This is a genomic window from Streptomyces sp. NBC_01551 (assembly GCF_026339935.1).
Taxonomy (GTDB): domain Bacteria; phylum Actinomycetota; class Actinomycetes; order Streptomycetales; family Streptomycetaceae; genus Streptomyces.
Genome location: NZ_JAPEPX010000001.1, coordinates 5,552,259 through 5,568,807, shown reverse-complemented (window position 1 = coordinate 5,568,807; position 16,549 = coordinate 5,552,259). Strand labels below are relative to the sequence as shown.

General features: G+C 74.9%; 14 protein-coding genes. 10 read left to right on the top strand and 4 right to left on the bottom strand.

The genetic code is table 11. The features are described 5' to 3' along the window. Positions 1–6 precede the first annotated feature (6 nt). The 5 genes from OG982_RS25125 (at position 7) to OG982_RS25105 (ending at position 6,508) form a co-directional block, all read left to right on the top strand. The gene (locus OG982_RS25125) at positions 7–2,844 is read left to right on the top strand and encodes an ATP-binding cassette domain-containing protein (protein ID WP_266949255.1); all 2,838 of its coding nucleotides are present in this window, start codon (positions 7–9) and stop codon (positions 2,842–2,844) included. Further along, on the top strand, positions 2,841–3,620 hold the full coding sequence (locus tag OG982_RS25120; RefSeq protein ID WP_266782930.1) for an ABC transporter ATP-binding protein: 780 nt from the start codon (positions 2,841–2,843) through the stop codon (positions 3,618–3,620). The genes OG982_RS25125 and OG982_RS25120 overlap by 4 nt, the downstream gene beginning before the upstream one ends. A gap of 673 nt (positions 3,621–4,293) precedes the next feature. Beyond that, positions 4,294–5,223, top strand: a complete 930-nt coding sequence (locus OG982_RS25115) for a CPBP family intramembrane glutamic endopeptidase (protein WP_266782932.1) — start codon at positions 4,294–4,296, stop codon at positions 5,221–5,223. Then, positions 5,220–6,068 carry an aldo/keto reductase gene (locus OG982_RS25110; RefSeq protein ID WP_266782934.1) on the top strand — a complete coding sequence of 283 codons (849 nt, stop codon included), beginning with the start codon at positions 5,220–5,222 and terminating at the stop codon, positions 6,066–6,068. Before OG982_RS25115 ends, OG982_RS25110 begins: the two co-directional genes overlap by 4 nt. Before the next feature lie 14 nt (positions 6,069–6,082). Next, positions 6,083–6,508: an RICIN domain-containing protein gene (locus tag OG982_RS25105; RefSeq protein WP_266782936.1), complete on the top strand. Its 426-nt coding sequence runs from the start codon at positions 6,083–6,085 to the stop codon at positions 6,506–6,508. 25 nt (positions 6,509–6,533) lie between these two features. Here the strand turns inward: OG982_RS25105 and OG982_RS25100 are convergent, their stop codons facing one another. Then, a complete protein-coding gene (locus OG982_RS25100) occupies positions 6,534–6,839 on the bottom strand; it encodes a 4a-hydroxytetrahydrobiopterin dehydratase (RefSeq protein ID WP_266782938.1) in 306 nt (101 codons plus the stop codon). A 212-nt stretch (positions 6,840–7,051) separates the two neighbouring features. Here OG982_RS25100 and OG982_RS25095 point away from each other — a divergent pair, with 212 nt between their 5' ends. Continuing rightward, the gene (locus OG982_RS25095; RefSeq protein ID WP_266949254.1) at positions 7,052–8,863 is read left to right on the top strand and encodes an FAD-dependent oxidoreductase; all 1,812 of its coding nucleotides are present in this window, start codon (positions 7,052–7,054) and stop codon (positions 8,861–8,863) included. A 67-nt stretch (positions 8,864–8,930) separates the two neighbouring features. Next, complete coding sequence (locus tag OG982_RS25090) at positions 8,931–9,737, top strand: helix-turn-helix domain-containing protein (RefSeq protein WP_266782942.1); 807 nt, start codon at positions 8,931–8,933, stop codon at positions 9,735–9,737. Here the strand turns inward: OG982_RS25090 and OG982_RS25085 are convergent. Beyond that, entirely contained in the window at positions 9,723–10,163 is a 441-nt protein-coding gene (locus OG982_RS25085; RefSeq protein WP_266782944.1) for a hypothetical protein, read from the bottom strand. The two genes, OG982_RS25090 and OG982_RS25085, sit on opposite strands and share 15 nt — an antisense overlap. A gap of 572 nt (positions 10,164–10,735) precedes the next feature. Here OG982_RS25085 and OG982_RS25080 point away from each other — a divergent pair. After that, positions 10,736–12,148 carry an NAD(P)/FAD-dependent oxidoreductase gene (locus OG982_RS25080; RefSeq protein WP_266782946.1) on the top strand — a complete coding sequence of 471 codons (1,413 nt, stop codon included), beginning with the start codon at positions 10,736–10,738 and terminating at the stop codon, positions 12,146–12,148. 139 nt (positions 12,149–12,287) lie between these two features. Here OG982_RS25080 and OG982_RS25075 read toward each other — a convergent pair whose 3' ends face one another. Continuing rightward, complete coding sequence (locus tag OG982_RS25075; protein WP_266791725.1) at positions 12,288–12,905, bottom strand: DedA family protein; 618 nt, start codon at positions 12,903–12,905, stop codon at positions 12,288–12,290. A 2-nt stretch (positions 12,906–12,907) separates the two neighbouring features. Next, entirely contained in the window at positions 12,908–13,678 is a 771-nt protein-coding gene (locus OG982_RS25070) for an MBL fold metallo-hydrolase (RefSeq protein WP_266782948.1), read from the bottom strand. A gap of 129 nt (positions 13,679–13,807) precedes the next feature. On the opposite strand from OG982_RS25070, the gene OG982_RS25065 reads away from it, so the two are divergent. Beyond that, on the top strand, positions 13,808–14,212 hold the full coding sequence (locus OG982_RS25065; protein WP_266782950.1) for a hypothetical protein: 405 nt from the start codon (positions 13,808–13,810) through the stop codon (positions 14,210–14,212). Between the two features lie 71 nt (positions 14,213–14,283). Next, positions 14,284–16,407, top strand: coding sequence for a phage holin family protein (locus OG982_RS25060; protein WP_266782952.1), 2,124 nt, complete (start codon positions 14,284–14,286; stop codon positions 16,405–16,407). Positions 16,408–16,549 lie beyond the last annotated feature (142 nt).

Here is a 16,549-nt window from a genome sequence, read left to right as displayed (position 1 = left end):
AGCGGCATGGAGGATCTGCTCGTTTTCGTCCTGAGCGGTCTGGTCTCCGGCGCCCTGTACGCACTGCTCGCCACCGGGCTCGTGCTCTCGTACTCGGCTTCCGGCCTGTTCAACTTCGCGCACGGGGCGACGGCCTACCTGTGTGCACTGATCTTCTACGAAGTGCACTCCGGGCTGGGCGTCCCGGCGGTCCCGGCGGCCCTGCTGGTCGTCGTGGTCGTCGCGCCCGGCCTGGGCTGGGCACTGGACCGGCTCATGTTCCGCCGGCTCGCGCGGGTCGGCGAGACCGCGCAGATCGTCGCCACCATCGGGCTGCTGGTCGCGCTCCCGGCGGCCGGACTGTGGGCGGTGGAGCTCCTCGCGGACGCGGGCGCGCCCGTGAAGCCGGCGGAGAACCAGTTCGGGCTGCCGGGCGTGGGGCCGAGTCCGGCGCGGTCCTGGCAGCTCACGGAGGGCGTCGGCATCGACTCCGACCAGCTGATCACCTGGGTGGTGACGGCGCTGGTGGCCGTGGCCCTGTGGGTGCTGATGCGGCACACCCGGCTGGGGCTGCGGCTGCGGGCGGCGGTCGACAACCGCTCGCTGACCGAGCTGCGCGGGATCAGCGCCGACCGGCTGTCCTCGGTGGCCTGGATGATCGCCTCGGGGCTGGCCGGGCTGGCGGGGGTGCTGGCGACCCCGCTGCTGGGGCTGTCGGCGCACGACTTCACGCTGTTCCTGTTCGTGTCGGCCACGGCGGCGGTCATCGGGCGGTTCGCGTCGGTACCGCTCGCGTTCGCGGGCGGGCTGGGGCTGGGGGTGCTGCAGAACCTCGTCGCCGGGTACGCGTCGTTCGCCGAGGGGATCACCGGGTTCCGCACCGCGGTGCCGTTCCTGATCCTGTTCGGCGGACTGCTGGTGCTGACGCGCCGGGCCCGGACGGCGGGGACCGCCGCGGCCGACGCGCCGCCGGTCGACCATCTGGCCGGGGCGTCCTGGGCGCGGCGGTGGGGGGTGTGGGCAGCCCTCGCGGGGGCGCTGTGCGTGGCGTTCTACACCGTCACCACCCCGTTCTGGAGCGGGCTGCTGGCGCAGGGACTGGCGATCGCGCTGGTGTTCATGTCCTTCACGGTGGTGACGGGGCTCGGTGCGATGGTCTCGCTGGCGCAGGCCACGTTCGTGACGGGGGCCGCGCTGGTCGCGGGGCTGCTGATGAGCCGGGGCTGGCCGTTCGTGGCGGCGCTGGCGGTCGGGACGTGCGTGGCCGCCGTACTCGGGGCGCTGGTCGCGCTGCCGGCGCTGCGGCTGGGCGGGCGCTCGCTCGCCCTGGCGACGCTGGCGCTGGCGTTCCTCGCCGACCAGGTGCTGTTCCAGCTGCGGTGGCTGCGGAACGGGGACGCGGGCTGGTCGGTCCCGCGGCCGGTGATCGGGCCGGTGGACCTGTCGGACGACCGGGCGCTGGGCGTGGCGCTGGTGCTGCTGGTGTCGGCGGTGGCCGCCGGCTTGAGCGTGCTGCGCGACTCCCCGTCGGGGCGCGCGATGCTGGCCGTGCGGTCCGCGCCGGCGGCGGCGATGGCCTCGGGGGTGTCCGTCCTGCGGACGAAGCTGCTGCTGTTCACGCTGTCGGCGGGGCTGGCCGGCTTCGGGGGCGTGATGTACGCGTCGTACAACACCCGGATCACGGCGACGGACTTCACGGCGATGACGGGGCTGGTGTGGCTGGCGGTGGTGGTGGCCGCGGGGGTCCGGCGGCCGCAGTACGCGGTGGTGGCGGGGCTGGTGTTCGCCGTCGCTCCGCGGGTGATGGCGGACTACGTGACGGCGTCGGCGCATCTGCCGGTGATTCTGTTCGGGTTGGCGGGGTTGGCCTTGGCCAATGATCCGGACGGGTATTGCGCGGCTGTTCCGGTGCGGTTGGCCAGGCGGCGGGGCGCGGTGGCGTGGGCCGGGGTGGCCGGGGCCGAGGCTGCCGGGCCCGGGGTCGGGGCCGGGGTGGCCGGGGCCGGGGCCGGGGCCAGGGCCGGGGTGGCCAGGGCCGCGGCTGACGGGGCCGGGGCTGACGGGGCCGGCATGGTGGGCCCTGCGGGGCTTCCCCCCGCCCCGCCCCTTCCCGAAATCGGGAGCCGGCTCCCGGGCCGCCGTGCCTCGAACGCCGGCGGGGCCTCGGGGCCGGACGTCGCCCTGGAGTTGCGGGGGGTGTGGGCCGGGTATGACGGAGGGCTCGTGTTGCACGGGGTGGATCTGACCGTGCGGCGCGGGGAGATCCTGGCCGTGCTCGGGCCCAACGGGGCCGGGAAGAGCACCGCGTGCCGGGTGGCCGCCGGGCTGGTGCCGGTCGCCGCGGGCGGGGTTTTCGTACGCGGGCGGGACGTGACCGGGGACGGCGCCGTGCGGCGTTCGCGGGGCGGGGTGGTGCTCGCGCCCGAGGGGCGGGGCATCTTCCCCTCGCTCAGCATCGAGGAGAACCTGGCGCTCTACCTGCGGGACCCGCGCGCCCGGGACGCCGTCTACGAGCGGTTCCCGCGCCTGCGGGAGCGCCGCGACGTCCCCGCCGGGGCGCTGTCGGGCGGCGAGCAGCAGATGCTGGCCCTCGCCCCGCTGCTCCAGCGGCCGCCCGAGGTGCTGATCGCGGACGAGCCCTCGCTCGGACTCGCCCCGCGTGTGGTGGAGGAGGTGTACGCGCTGCTCACCGAGTTGCGTGACGCCGGGACGGCGTTGCTGCTGGTGGAGGAGAAGGCGGCCGGGATCCTCGGGGTCGCCGACACCGTCGCCTACCTCTCCCAGGGCGGGGTGTCGTGGTGCGGCCCGCGGGCCGAGGTGGAGGAGGACCGGCTGACCGAGGCGTATTTGGGGATGGCGACATGACGGAGCCGTACGTACTGGAGGCGAGCGGCGTCAGCGTCCGCTTCGGCGGGGTCCGGGCACTGACCGGGGTGCGGATCGGGATCCGGGCCGGGGAGGTGTGCGGGCTGATCGGGCCGAACGGAGCGGGGAAGACAACCCTGTTCGACGTCCTGTCCGGGATCCGCCGGCCGGACCGGGGGCGGTTGCTGCTCGACGGGGTGGACATCACCCGCCGCTCCCCGGTGTGGCGGGCCCGGCACGGGATGCGCCGGACCTTTCAGCGCCAGCAGCTGTTCGGGCAGCTCAGCGTGGCGGACAACGTGCTCGTCGCGCAGGAGTGGCGGGGCGGCGGGGGCGGTCTCGCCGCCGACCTGATCGCCTCGCCGGCCCGGCGCCGGCGGGAACGGGAGCGCCGGGAGCGGGCTGCCCGGGTGCTGGCCGACTGCGGGATCGGGCCGCTGGGGCCCTCGTACGCGGGCGGGCTGCCGGTGGGGCGGGCCCGGATGGTGGAGCTGGCGCGCGCGGTGGCCGATCCGCCGCGGGTGCTGTTGCTGGACGAGCCCGCGTCGGGGATGTCGGCGCCGGAGCGGGCGCAGCTGGCGGGGGTGGTGCGGAGGCTGGCCGAGGAGGAGGGGTGCGCGGTGCTGCTGGTCGAACACAACGTGGCCTTCGTGATGGACCTCTGCGCGCGGGTCGTCGTACTGGACCTCGGGACGGTGCTCGCCGAGGGAACGGCGGCCGAGGTACGGGCCGACCCGCTGGTGCGGGAGGCGTATCTGGGGACCGCCACCGCCTGACCTCCGGCCGCCGTACGTCCCCGGAGCGGGCTCGGCACCGCGCACGGTCGAGCGCGTGATCGAATGGGGGTCAAGGACGGCGGAGTTGGAAGAAGGCGGACTACCCGTGTCACAGACACCCGACCGAGCGGGCTGGACCCGCCCCACGAACGACCAGACCCCACCCACGGGCACCCCCGCCCCAACCGACACCCCGGTCACCCCGACCGCACCCGACCCCCAGGGGGTGCCGCCCCAAGGCGGGGCCGTGCCCCAAGGCGGGGTACCGCCCCAAGGCGGGGCCGTGCCCCAAGGCGGGGTACCGCCCCAGGGCGGACCCGACTCCCCAGGCGGGGCCGTGCCCCAGGGCGGGGCGGCGCCCCACGGAGGGCCCGGTCCTTGGGCGGCACCTCAGGGCGGGCCCGGTCCTTGGGTCGCGCCCCACGGCGGGGCCGGTCCTCAGGGCGGGGTAGCACCTCAGGGCGGGGCCGCACCCCAGGGCGGGGCCGCGCCCCAAGACGGGGCCGCGCCCCAGGGCTGGCCCGGTCCTCAAGGGTGGGCGGCGCCGCCGCATGGGTGGCCCGCCGGGCCGTATGCGGTTCAACACCTGGGGCCCACGGCCGCCCCGGCCGGGTCGCTCTATCACGAGCAGGCGCGCAACGGCCGGCAGGGCCGGCTCGGGCGGGTCGGGGAGTTGCTGCTGGTCATCGCGGTGGCGATCGGCGGCATGATCGCCGTCATCATCGCCGGCATGGCGGCCGGCTACGCGCTGGGGATCGAGGTCGCCCCGGACGACAGTGAGCAGCTGCTGGCCGATCCGCTGGCGGACAACGCCCTGGCGCTCGCGGGGATCGCGGTCGGCATACCCGCCGTCCTGCTCGCGGTCCGCGTCTGCGGGCACCGGTTCGCCGGGAGCGTGGCCTCCGTCGTCGGGCGGCTGCGCTGGCGCTGGCTCGGGGTGTGCGCCGCCGTCGCGTTTCCCGTCCTCGCCCTCCAGATGGGCCTGCTCATGCTGTGGGGCTGGCTCCAGGAGGGGGACGCCGGCCTGGAGGGCGAGTTCCCCGGCTGGGGCGGCCTGCTGCTCGGCCTGCTGGTGTTCTGGCTGGTGGTGCCCTTCCAGGCGGCGGCCGAGGAGTTCGTCTTCCGGGGCTGGCTCGCCCAGTACTTCGGCGGATTCCTCAAGTCCCCCTGGCCCGGCATCGTGGTGGCCTCGCTGCTCTTCGCCCTGGCGCACGGCTTCGGCGCCTGGTCCGGGTTCGCCCTTCTGTTCTACTCCGCCATGTGGTGGGGCTGGCTGGTCATCCGGACCGGCGGCCTGGAGGCCGTGATCGCGGCGCACACCGCCAACAACGTGCTGGCCTTCTGCATCTCCCTGGCCGTGGGGCAGCTGGAGGACAACGGGACCGCGGCGGACGCCCCCTGGCAGGCGCTCGTGCTGGAGCTGGTCATCGCCCCGGCCTACTGCCTGCTGATCGCGAAGCTGAGCACCAAGTACGGAGTGGAACGCCGCGGTCCCGCCGCTCCGAAGGGTTCCTTCCCTGAGGGACTTCCGCAAAGTAACGTGCCGGCTCGGCAGCCATCCGGTGACCGCGGCGAGGGAACGAGAGGGAACGAGCAGACGTGAACCAGGTCCCCACCATCAAGCTCAACAACGGCACACTGATGCCGCAGCTCGGCTACGGCGTCTGGCAGATCCCGGACGGCGAGGCGGAACGTGCCGTCGGGGACGCCCTGGAGGCCGGGTACCGCAGCATCGACACCGCCGCCGTGTACGACAACGAGGCGGGAACGGGCCGGGCCATCGCCCGTTGCGGGGTGCCGCGCGCGGAGCTGTTCGTCACCACCAAGCTGTGGAACGTCAAGACGCGGGTCTGGGACCGGGACGGGGTGCTGCGCGCCTTCGACGAGTCCCTCGACCGGCTGGGGCTCGACCACCTCGACCTGTACCTGATCCACTGGCCGCGCCCGATGCGCGACGACTTCCTGACCATCTGGCAGACCTTCGAGGAGATCGCGGCAAGCGGCCGGGCCCGCGCGGTCGGCGTGTCGAACTTCCGCCCGGTGGACCTGGAGCGGATCGGGACGGTGAGTTCCCTCGTGCCCGCCGTGAACCAGATCGAGCTGCACCCGCTGTTCCCGCAGTCGGACCTGCGCGCGCTGCACGCCCGCCTCGGCGTCGCCACCGAGGCCTGGTCGCCGCTGGGCCAGGGCAAGGAGCTGCTGACGCTGCCGGTCGTCACCGGGATCGCGGACAAGCACGGCCGCTCGCCCGCGCAGGTGGTGCTGCGCTGGCACCTGCAGGCCGGCACGATCGTGATCCCGAAGTCGGTGACCCCGGCGCGCATCCGGGAGAACCTCGACGTGTTCGGGTTCGAGCTGGACGCGCAGGACGTGGCCGCGCTGGACGCCCTGGGGTCCGGGCCCGAGGGCCGGCGGATCGGGCCCGACCCGGCCGAGTTCGACTACTGAGGGGCGGGTCGCGCGTGAATCCCCCGGACGGCCTGTACCGGGTCCGCAACGTCGCCAGTGATCTGCTGCTCCAGGTGGAGAGCGGCAACCGGGTGCGCGTCGGGCCCGAGGGCGCGCCGGTGCCCGCGGCGGCCCAGCAGTGGGAGATCTCGCCGGTACACAGCGGCGGCGGGCTCTTCCACGTGGTGAGCGCGCACAACGGCAAACGGCTCGATGTCGCGAACGCGTCGACGGAGAGCGGGACGCGCGTGCAGGTGTGGAAGGCGAACGCGTTCGGGGCGCAGGAGTGGATCGTCGAGGAGCACCTCGACGCGCCGGGCGTGGTCTCGCTGATCGCCGCGATCAGCGGACTGCCGCTGGAGGCGGACGCGCAGGGGCAGGCCCGCCAGTGCGAGGACAGCGACGCGCCCTCCCAGTGGTGGCGCCTGGAACCCCTCTGATCCCGCGCCCGCCCCGTTATCGGCATCAGCTCGCGCCGTGGCCGGGCGCGATGCCCTCGACGCGTTCGGCGAGGGCGAAGTCGGTCGCGGTCACGGCGTCGCCCGCGCTGTGGGTGTTCACTGCCATCCGGACCGTGTTGTAGCCGAGGGTGAGGTCCGAGTGGTGGTTCAACTCCTGCTGGAGGGCGGCGATGTGGGCGACGAGCGCGCTCGCCGCGAAGTGGCCGTCCAGCCGGTAGGTGCGGGTGATCCGGTCGTTCTCGTAGGCCCAGCCGGGGAGTTCCCGCAACCGGTCCTCGATCTCCTTCTGCGAAAGCGGCTCGTCCGACATCCGCACGCTCCTTCCCGGTGGTCCTCGCTGTCCGCGCCCGTCCCACGACTGACGTGCTGTCAAGGTTCCCACAGCGCGCGGCGCGGGGAAGCTTTCGCGCCATAGTGCGTGCGGGTACTTCCGCGTCTTCCGTGACCATGGCGACACCCCTATGCTCCTGCGCCGGACGTGACTGTTACCGGCGGTAATACGGCGCACACCGAGGGGACCCCATGGCACGCACGGGCAATTCCAGGCGTACGTTCATCACGGGCGCGGGCGCGGCCGCCGGCGCCGCGGCGGTGGGGGCCTCCGGCGCCCTGGCAGCCCCGGCAGCGGCCGCGCGGCCATGGGCCGCGGCCGCACCGGGCTCGGCACCGACGGGCCGACGCACCGTCGCCGTGCTCGGCGGCGGCGTCGCCGGCCTCACGGCGGCCCACGAACTCGCCGAGCGCGGCTACGCCGTCACCGTGTACGAGCGCCGGGCGCTCGGCGGCAAGGCCCGCAGCATGGACGTGCCCGGCAGCGCCCGGGGCGGCCGCCGCCCGCTGCCGGCCGAGCACGGCTTCCGCTTCATCCCGGGCATCTACCACAACCTGCCCGACACGATGCGGCGCATCCCCTTCCCCGGCAACGCCAACGGCGTCTGGGACAACCTGGTCGCCCCGCGCGAGATGATGTTCGCCCGGGCGGGCGGCCGCGAGGACCTGCGCGCGCCCATCCCCTGGCCCGACCACTCCCCCGCCGAGCTGACACCCGACGAGCTCCGCCGCGCCCTGACCGGCATCATGCAGTCCCTCGTCAGGCTGCCCCCGCACGAGACGGCGTACTTCGTGAACCGCGCGCTGGTCTTCCTGACCAGCTGCGACGAGCGCCGCGACGAGGTCTGGGAGCACACCCCCTGGTGGGACTTCGTGCGCGCGGCGCGGATGTCGAGCGAGTACCAGCGCATCCTGGCGATCGGCGTCACCCGCAACATCGTGGCGACCAAGGCCGAGGAGGCCTCGACCCGTACCGTCGGCACCCTCGGCGAGGCCTTCGTCTTCAACCTGCTCGGCCGGGGCGCGGACGGCCCGCCCGACCGGATCCTCAACCTGCCGACCAACGAGGCCTGGATCGACCCCTGGGAGGCCCATCTGCGCTCGCTGGGCGTGGAGTTCCGGATCGGCTGGACGGTACGGGAGGTGCGGTACGGGAACGGCCTGGTCAGCGGGGTCGCGGTCGAGGACCCGGCCGGCGTCCGCCAGAGCGTGACGGCCGACCACTACGTGTCCGCCCTGCCCGTCGAACACGCCCGCCGCACCTGGAGCGCGGCGCTGCGCGCGGCCGACCCGATGCTGGGACGCTGCGACAAGCTGGAGACGGACTGGATGACCGGCATCCAGTTCTATCTCACCGAACGGGCACCGCTGGTGCACGGCCACCTCAACTGCATCGACTCGCCCTGGTCGCTGACGGCGATCCAGCAGGCCGAACACTGGCCGTCCCGGAACTTCCCCGCCGACTACGGCGACGGGGCGGTGGTGGACTGCCTGTCGGTGGACATCTCGGAGTGGGACAAGCCCGGGCTCCTCTACGGGAAGACGGCCAAGCAGTGCACCCGCGACGAGGTCGCCCGCGAGGTGTGGGCGCAGCTGAAGGCCTCCCTCAACGACACCGGCCGCAGCGCGCTGTCGGACGGCGCGCTGCACTCGTGGTTCCTGGACCCGGGGGTGGACGGGCTCGGCACCCCGAACCCCACGAACCAGGACGAGCTGCTGATCCACCCGACCGGCACCTTCCACAACCGGCCGAGCGCGGGCACCCGTATCCCGAACTTCTTCCTCAGCGGGGACTACGTCGCGGTCGACATCGACCTGGCGACGATGGAAGGCGCCAACGCGTCGGCGCGGGCCGCCGTCAACGCGCTGCTGGCCAGGGACGGTTCGGCGGCGCGACCCTGCACGATCACGCCGCTGTACCGGGCGCCGGAGGTGGAGGCCGCGAAGCGGCACGACCTGTGGCGCCACCGCCTCGGCCTGCGGAACGTCTTCGACCTGGGGTGAGGCGGGACGCTCCGGCACGACGGGCAGGGGCGGACCGGCCCGACCGGACCCCGCTAACGTCGTGGGCATGACCCCCTCGACGACGTCCGTCGGAGCCCTGCTCCGCACCTGGCGCGAGCGGCGCGGCATCAGCCAGCTGGAACTGGCAGGCCGCGCCGAGTCCTCGTCCCGGCACATCAGCTTCATCGAGACCGGCCGGTCCCGGCCGAGCGAGGAGCTGCTGCTGCGGCTCGCCGACCGACTCGACGTGCCGATCCGGGAGCGCAACGCGCTGCTGCTCGCGGCCGGATACGCACCGCACTACGCGCAGACCCCGCTGGACGCGCCGGCGATGCGGGCCCTGCGGGAGGGGCTGGAGCGGCTGCTGACGGGCTACGAGCCGTATCCGGCGCTGGTCGTGGACGCCACTTACACGGTCGTCGCGGCCAACCGGGGCATCGCGATGCTGCTGGACGGGCTGCCGGAGCACCTGCTGACCCCGCCGCTGAACGCCATGCGGATCACCCTGCACCCCGAGGGCCTGGCCCCGCGCATCCACAACCTCAAGGAGTGGCGCGGGCACCTGCTGGCGCAGATGGGGCGGCAGATCGCGCTGGCGCGCTCGGCGCCGCTGCGCGCGCTGTACGAGGAGGTGTCGGCCTACCCCGTGCCGGACCCCGCCCCGGACCGGCCGGGCGAGGCCGAGCCGGACGAGGCGGCCCCGTACATCGCGCTCCCGCTGGTCATCGAGCACGACGGGCGGCTGCTCTCCTTCATCTCCTCCATCGCCACCTTCAACACGCCGATGGACGTGACCGTCGCCGAGCTGGCCATCGAGACGCTGCTCCCGGCCGACCCGGCGACGGCGAAGTACCTGCGCTCACTGGACTCCTGACCCGGCCTGCGCCGCGCGCAGGGAGAGCTGCTGGAGGACGGCGAAGGCGGCCACGACGAAGGCCTGCGCCGGGATCCAGCCGGCGCCGGCGGCGGTCGGCGAGAACCAGAGGAACAGCGAGGCCAGACTGACGGCCGCCCAGGCGTAGTTGGTCTCGATCACACACCGCACCGCGAAGGCGGGGGGCCGTCGGCGCGAGGCCAGCAGACCGACCGCGGCGCCGTAGAGCACCAGGAGCACGCCGAGCCCGAGCAGCAGCCCCTGCCCGACGCCGAGCAGGCGGCCGAGCGGGGCGGAGAAGGCCAGGTACGCGAGGCCGTTGCCGGTGGTGACGAGGGAGTCGAGGGCGAGGAACCGGCGCAGCATGGCCCGCGGTTCGGCGGTGCGGGAGATACGGGCGGCGCTGCCGGGCAGGGGTGCGGACATGGCGGATCAGCCTCCGTCGAGGGTCGGGTGCGCGAGCTGGGGAGCGGGCCCCGGAACCGAGTGCGCGGCCCCGGAACCCGACGCCTCCACTGTGCCGCCGGGCCGGACCGGGGTCGATTACGCCGGAGGTCATGGCCGGCGTCACGGCTCGCGTCGTGGTCGGCGTCACGGCCGCTGCCGGGGTGCCGCCGGGGGGCGGGCGAGTCTCGCGCCGCGTCGCGGGAAACGTGGGGTTGTGCTGGTTCGGCAGGGGGCCGGCGGCTAGGCTGCACGGCAGTCCAGCCACCCGAACGCCCGGTCGACGTACGGAAGATCCGCGCCGCAGCCGCCTCCGGGAGGACGGCCGGCCGCCGTACTTCCTCGCCGCCGTCGCCGAGGTCTTCGAGGCGTCCGGGCGGTCGCCGACCCGCCTCGGCCATGGCGAGGCCTGCCCCGGCCGGCGGCGGCCGCCGGGATGGAGCGCGAGCCGGAGTCCAGCGGCGGCGGAGAGGAAAACCCGATGCTCGCCGTGACGCGAGCCGACGACGCGCCGGGCGACGCCCCCGCCGGGCCCTGACAGAGAGCACCCGACGATGACCCAGTCCTCCCCGCCCCGTCACGCCGTCGTCATCGGCGCCGGCCTGGCCGGCCTGCTCGCGGCCGCCGTCCTGCGCGAGCACATGACGGTCACGGTCATCGACGCCGACGTCCTCCCGGACGGCCCGGCGCCTCGGCGAGGACTCCCCCAGGCCCGGCACGTCCACCTCCTCTGGTCGGGCGGGGCGCGCGCCATCGAGGAGATCCTGCCGGGGATCACCGCGCAGTGGCGGGCGGCGGGCGCCCTGCGCCGCAGCCTGCCGACCGACGTGGTCACCCTGACCGCGCAGGGCTGGCTGCCGCGCCACGAGGAGATGCAGTTCACCGTCTCCTGCAGCCGGGACCTGCTGGACTCCGTGGTACGGGCCCGGGTTACCGGCCTGGACGGGGTCAGCACGCTCCAGCGGAGCCGGGTGCGGTCACTGGAGGGCAGCGCCGCCCGGGTCACCGGGGTACGGGTCGACACGCCCGGGGAGGAGGGCCGGCTGATCGGCGCCGACCTCGTCGTGGACGCGAGCGGGCGCGGCTCCCGGGCCCGTACCTGGCTCCGGGAACTCGGCGTGGGCGTGATCAGGCAGGCCGAGGTCGACTCCGGCCTCGTCTACGCGAGCCGGATCTTCGAGGCGCCCGCCGGGGCGCACGCGGCGGGCTTCCCCATCGTCAACGTGCAGTCCGACGCGCGGGTCCCGGTGCCGGGGCAGACGGCGACGATCGTGCCGATCGAGAACGGGCAGTGGCAGGCCACGCTGTCGGGTACCCGGGGCGGGCAGCCGACGGCGGACCCGGAGGCGTTCGTCCCGTTCGCCAAGGGCGCCCGCTCCCCGATCGTGGGCGAGCTGCTGGAGGGCCGAAAGCCGCTGACGGACGTGGCGGTCACCCAGGGCACCGCCAACCGGCGGCTGTACTTCGAGAAGGCCGGCCTGCCCGACGGGTTCTTCGCGGTCGGGGACTCCGTGGCCACCTTCAACCCGCTCTACGGGCAGGGCATGACGGTCGCGGCGCAGGGGCTGCTGGCGGTACGGGCCCTGCTGCGCGCGAAGGGGCTCTCGCACCCGGGCATCGGCCGCGAGGCCCAACGGGCGCTCGCTCCGCGGGTGGCGACGGCGTGGGAGCTCGCGACCTCGCAGGACATCCTGTACCCGGGGGCGACAGGCGTGCGGCCGAAGCGGGGTTCGGGCGTGCTCGGCTCCTACGTCGGCCGGCTGATGGCCGGGGCGACGACGGACCGGGCGCTGGCGGCCGCGCTGCTGCGGGTGATGACGATGAACAGCGCCCCGACGCACTGGCTCACCCCGGCGGTGATCTGGCACGTCCTGCGCGCGACGGACCGCAACGCCCTGACGGCTGCGCCCCTCACCGCGGCCGAACGCGCCGCCGCCGGCCTGACGGCGGCCCCGCAGCCGCTCTGATCGCCGCGCCGCCGGCCCGGCGGGCCTGGGCCCTCACTCCGGGAACGGGGCGGCGCCCGGCCGCTCTCGGGCTCCGCCCCGGATCCCGCGCCTCACACGGCGGCGGGGCCGGAGAGGGCGGCTCGGGCAGGGTTCGGCTTCAGCGGCGCAGGTGGCGCCAGGCCCAGGGGGTCGCGCTGACGGCGAGGGTGAGGGCCACCGCCACCACGACGCCCTTCCACGGCTGCGAGAAGAGGGAACCGCCCAAGATGCCGATCAGGCCGTACGTCGCCGCCCAGGCCAGGCACGCCGGCGCGTCGCCCCGCGCGAAGCGGCCGAGCGGGAGTCCGGACAGCAGGCAGGCCAGCATCACCGGGATCCGCCCCGCCGGGACCAGCCGGGACAGCACCAGGACCAGCACCCCGTGCTCGTCCAGCCCCGTCTGCGCCTGCGCGAGCCGCTCCGGCGTGGCCCGCGCCCGCAGCCGCTCCAGCGATCGAGAGCCGCCGCGCGAGCGCACCCCCCGCCCGCCCAGCCAGTACAGCGCGATGTCCCCGGTGAACGCCGCCACCGCCGAGACCCCGAACACCAGCAGCGGCCCGAACGGCAGGTCCTGGTGAAACGCCACCACCGCCGCCGTGCTCACCAGCGCCCCCGTCGGGATCACCGGCACCAGCGCGCCCAGCGCCACCAGCACGAACAGCGCCGGGTAGCCCACCACCTGCCGGGTCGTCTCCGGGGGCACCGTGGTGACGGCGTCGCCCACCGCCCGCCACACCGTCACGACAGCCCCACCCGCTCGCCGTGCCCCGGCACCCGCACCGCCACCTCCGGCGCAAGCTGCCCGGCCCGCCGGGCGAACTCCTCACCCGGCGCGTGGAATTCGTGCGGCCGGACCGCGTCCATCCCGATCGGCCAGTACGTCCCGTAGTGCACCGGCACCGCCACCGACGGGGCGAGTTCGGCCAGCGCCCGCGCCGCCCGCCCCGCGTCCAGGTGTCCGGGCCCCAGGTACGGACCCCAGCCGCCGACCGGCAGCAGCGCCACGTCCACCGGGCCGACCTCCCGCGCCATGGTGGCGAACAGCCCGGTGTCCCCGGCGAAGTACGTGCGCGCCGCGCCCTGGACCACGTACCCGAGGGCCGGCGCCCGCCGCGGCCCGAACGGCAGCCGCCGTCCGTCGTGCCGCGCGCTGACCGCCCGTACCCGTACGCCGCTTCGTACGGCGACCTCCTCGCCCGGCTCCACCTCCGTCAGCGTCAGCCCCCGCGTCCGCGCCAGCCGCGCCAGCCCCGGCACCGCCCCCGGCGCTCCGCGCGGCACCACCAGCAGGGTTCCGGCCGCAAGCCGCGCCAGCGAGGGCAGGTGCAGGTGGTCGGCGTGCAGGTGCGACACCAGCGCCACGTCCGCCTCGGCCGCCTCCGGCGGCGGCAGCGCCCCGCGGCGCCGCCGCAGGTGCGCGAGCCGCATGGCGAACAGCGGGTCCGTCAGCACCCGGACCCCGGAGTCCTCCACCGTGCACGTGGCATGCCCCCACCAGGTGATCTCCACCGGTACCCGTCCTCCCGCCTCGCACGATCCCGGACCTCCCGAGCTTAGGCGGTGCCCCGCCGGTCGGAGCCTGATCGGAACCGGTGGATCCCTCCTCCCGGGCCCCGGATCGGAGTAGGGTCGGGCGGCATGGATGAGCTGCGGGTGGCCGCGATCGCCAGCCTGACCCCGCTAGAGGATCTGGACGCCGACCCCTTCGCCGTGGACACCCGGAGCCAGCACGCCATGTGCGCCCGCTGGGCGGCGGAACACGGCTGCGTCGTGGCACGGGAGCTGGTCTTCTGCGGGCTGCGCGCCGACCACTACGGGCTCTGGTCCGACGTCGACGCCGGGCACGTGGACCTCTTCGTCGCCGCCAACGAACGCGTGCTCGCCCGCGCCCTGCGCTCCGTCGAGGAGTTCGCCGCCGAGTGCGCGCGCCGCGGCGTACGCCTGGAGACCGCCGGGCTCGCCGAACCCCGCTACACCTCCGCGATGAAGGCCGAGGTGCACCGCCGGCTGTCCATGCCCACGGCAGGTTACGACGGTACGTGACCGGCCCCCTGTGCGACGCTGGCACGGGGACCGCGGGCGGCGCGCGGGCCCGGAGCTGAGGCGGGTGCGGCGTGTTGCGCGGACGGTGGCGGACCACGGGCAGCGCGCTGCTGCGGGTGATCGTCGTGTGGGCGGTGTCCACCCTCACCATGCTGGTCCTCGCCGGGGTCCTGCCCGACTTCCGCCTCCGTTCGGGCGACGGCGACAGCGTCACGCAGATCGGGCTGGCCGCCGCCTGGGGCGCCGGCGCGTTCGGCCTGCTCAGCGCGCTGGTGTGGCCGCTGCTGGTACGGGCCCTGCTGCTGGTGCCCGCCCTGGTGCTCGGGCTGCTCGTCTTCTTCCTCAACGGCTCGCTGCTGCTGCTCGCGCTCAGCCTGGTCCCCGACGGGCGCGGCGAGGTGGCCCCCGAGACCGCGGTGGTCGTCGCCGCCGTGATGTCCGCCGTCGCGTCGGCGACCTCCACCGCGCTCGCCGTACGCGACGACGAGGCGTACCGCCGCAGGCTCTACCGCCTCGCGGACCGGCGCCGCCGCAGGCAGCGGGCGGCGGCCGGGCCCGGTGCGGACCGGTCGGCGCCCGGGATGCTCTTCCTCCAGCTCGACGGGGTCGGGTACGAGGTGCTGCGCGCCGCCGCGGCCGAGGGGCTGATGCCGACGGTGGCCGATTGGCTCGACCGCAGCCACCGGCTGGCGTCCTGGCGCACCGACTGGTCCAGCCAGACCGGCGCCAGCCAGCTCGGCATCCTGCACGGCTCGAACTTCGACGTGCCCGCCTTCCGCTGGTACGAGAAGGAGACCGGCGAGGTGATGGTCTGCAACCGGCCCACCAGCGCCGCGGAACTCCAGCTGCGGGCCATCGAGCGGACCCGGGACGGGGGGCTGCTCACCCACGACGGGGCCAGCCGCGGCAACCTCTTCAGCGGCGGCGCCGACCAGCTGGCCCTGGTGCTCTCGGTGTCGGCGCGGCGGGGCCGGGCGAACCGCTCGCGCGCGGGCTACTTCGCGTACTTCTCGGATCCGGCGAACGCCGTCCGCACGGCGCTGTCGTTCGTCGCCGAGGCGGGCCGGGAGATCGGCCAGTCGGTACGGGCGCGGCTGCGCGGGGACGGGCCGCGGGTGGCCCGCGGCGGGCTGTACCCGCTGATCCGGGCGTTCGCGACCGTGGTGGAACGTGACGTGGTCGTGGCGGCGGTGATCGGTGACATGCTGGCCGGCCGCGCCGCGGTCTACGCCGATCTGGTCGCCTACGACGAGGTCGCCCACCACTCGGGGCCGCGCGGCCGGGACACCGACCACGTGCTGGCCCGCCTCGACCGTAGCCTCGCGCTGCTCTCCCGGGTCGCCGAGCACGCGCCCAGGGAGTACCGGATCGTGCTGCTCTCGGACCACGGCCAGAGCCCCGGGGAGACCTTCCTCGGGAAGTACGGGCTGACCCTCAAGGACCTGGTCCGGGCGGGCTGCGGGCTGCCGGTGTCCCGGCGGGCGGGCCGCACGCACAGCGGGGCGGAGGCCCGCGCGGCGGTGCTGGCCGCGCTGCACCGGCCGGTCGAGGAGGACGCGCAGGCCCGCCCGGGGCCGGGTCCGGACCCGGTGGTGCTGGCCTCGGGGAACCTCGCTCTGATCTCCTTCCCGGCCATGGCGGGCCGGGCCGCCCGGGAGCGGATCGAGCGCGCGCACCCGGCCCTGCTGACGACCCTCGCGAACCATCCCGGGGTCGGTTTCCTGCTGGTGGACGGCGAGGTGATCGGCCCGGGCGGCGCGGTGGCGCGGCTGGCGGTGCCGGGCGAGGCGGAGGCCCTCCTGGCGCCCTTCGGCCCGGGCGCGGCGGAGGCGGTGCGGCGCACGGATTCGTTCCCGCACGTGGCCGATGTGATGGTGAACTCGGCGTACGACCCGGCCACCGGGGCCGTGCACGCCTTCGAGGAGCAGATCGGCTCGCACGGCGGCCTGGGCGGGGAGCAGGGGCGGCCGTTCCTGATGTGGCCGACGGTCCTGTCGGATCCGCTCCCCGATCCGGTGGGCGCGGAGCCGGTGGGCGCCGAGCTGGTCGGCGCCGAAGCCGTGCACGACGTACTGCGGCGCTGGCTGCGCGAGGCGGACGGCCCCCAGGTTCCGCTGCAGGATCCCCGGCCGGAGGACGCCACGGGCGGAATCTTTCCTTCCGTAGGGGCTCCCGTACAGGACGAAAACCATTGATTTGGTGCGGGATTGACCGTGCACGACCATGTGTCGACCTGTCCAGCATGTGAAACACCAGAGGCGCGACCCCGTGAGCACCACCCTGCAAGTCCCCGCCCCGACCGCCGAGCCGGCCGCCGAGCCGACCGCCGAGCCGACC

What these genes read in the sequence shown, in the direction of transcription:
- OG982_RS25125 (WP_266949255.1), top strand. Translation starts at nt 7, where the DNA reads ATGGAGGATCTGCTCGTTTTCGTCCTGAGCGGTCTGGTCTCCGGCGCC.
- OG982_RS25120 (WP_266782930.1), top strand. Translation starts at nt 2,841, where the DNA reads ATGACGGAGCCGTACGTACTGGAGGCGAGCGGCGTCAGCGTCCGCTTC.
- OG982_RS25100 (WP_266782938.1), bottom strand. Translation starts at nt 6,839, where the DNA reads ATGTCGGACGAGCCGCTTTCGCAGAAGGAGATCGAGGACCGGTTGCGG.
- OG982_RS25095 (WP_266949254.1), top strand. Translation starts at nt 7,052, where the DNA reads ATGGCACGCACGGGCAATTCCAGGCGTACGTTCATCACGGGCGCGGGC.
- OG982_RS25090 (WP_266782942.1), top strand. Translation starts at nt 8,931, where the DNA reads ATGACCCCCTCGACGACGTCCGTCGGAGCCCTGCTCCGCACCTGGCGC.
- OG982_RS25085 (WP_266782944.1), bottom strand. Translation starts at nt 10,163, where the DNA reads ATGTCCGCACCCCTGCCCGGCAGCGCCGCCCGTATCTCCCGCACCGCC.
- OG982_RS25080 (WP_266782946.1), top strand. Translation starts at nt 10,736, where the DNA reads ATGACCCAGTCCTCCCCGCCCCGTCACGCCGTCGTCATCGGCGCCGGC.
- OG982_RS25065 (WP_266782950.1), top strand. Translation starts at nt 13,808, where the DNA reads ATGGATGAGCTGCGGGTGGCCGCGATCGCCAGCCTGACCCCGCTAGAG.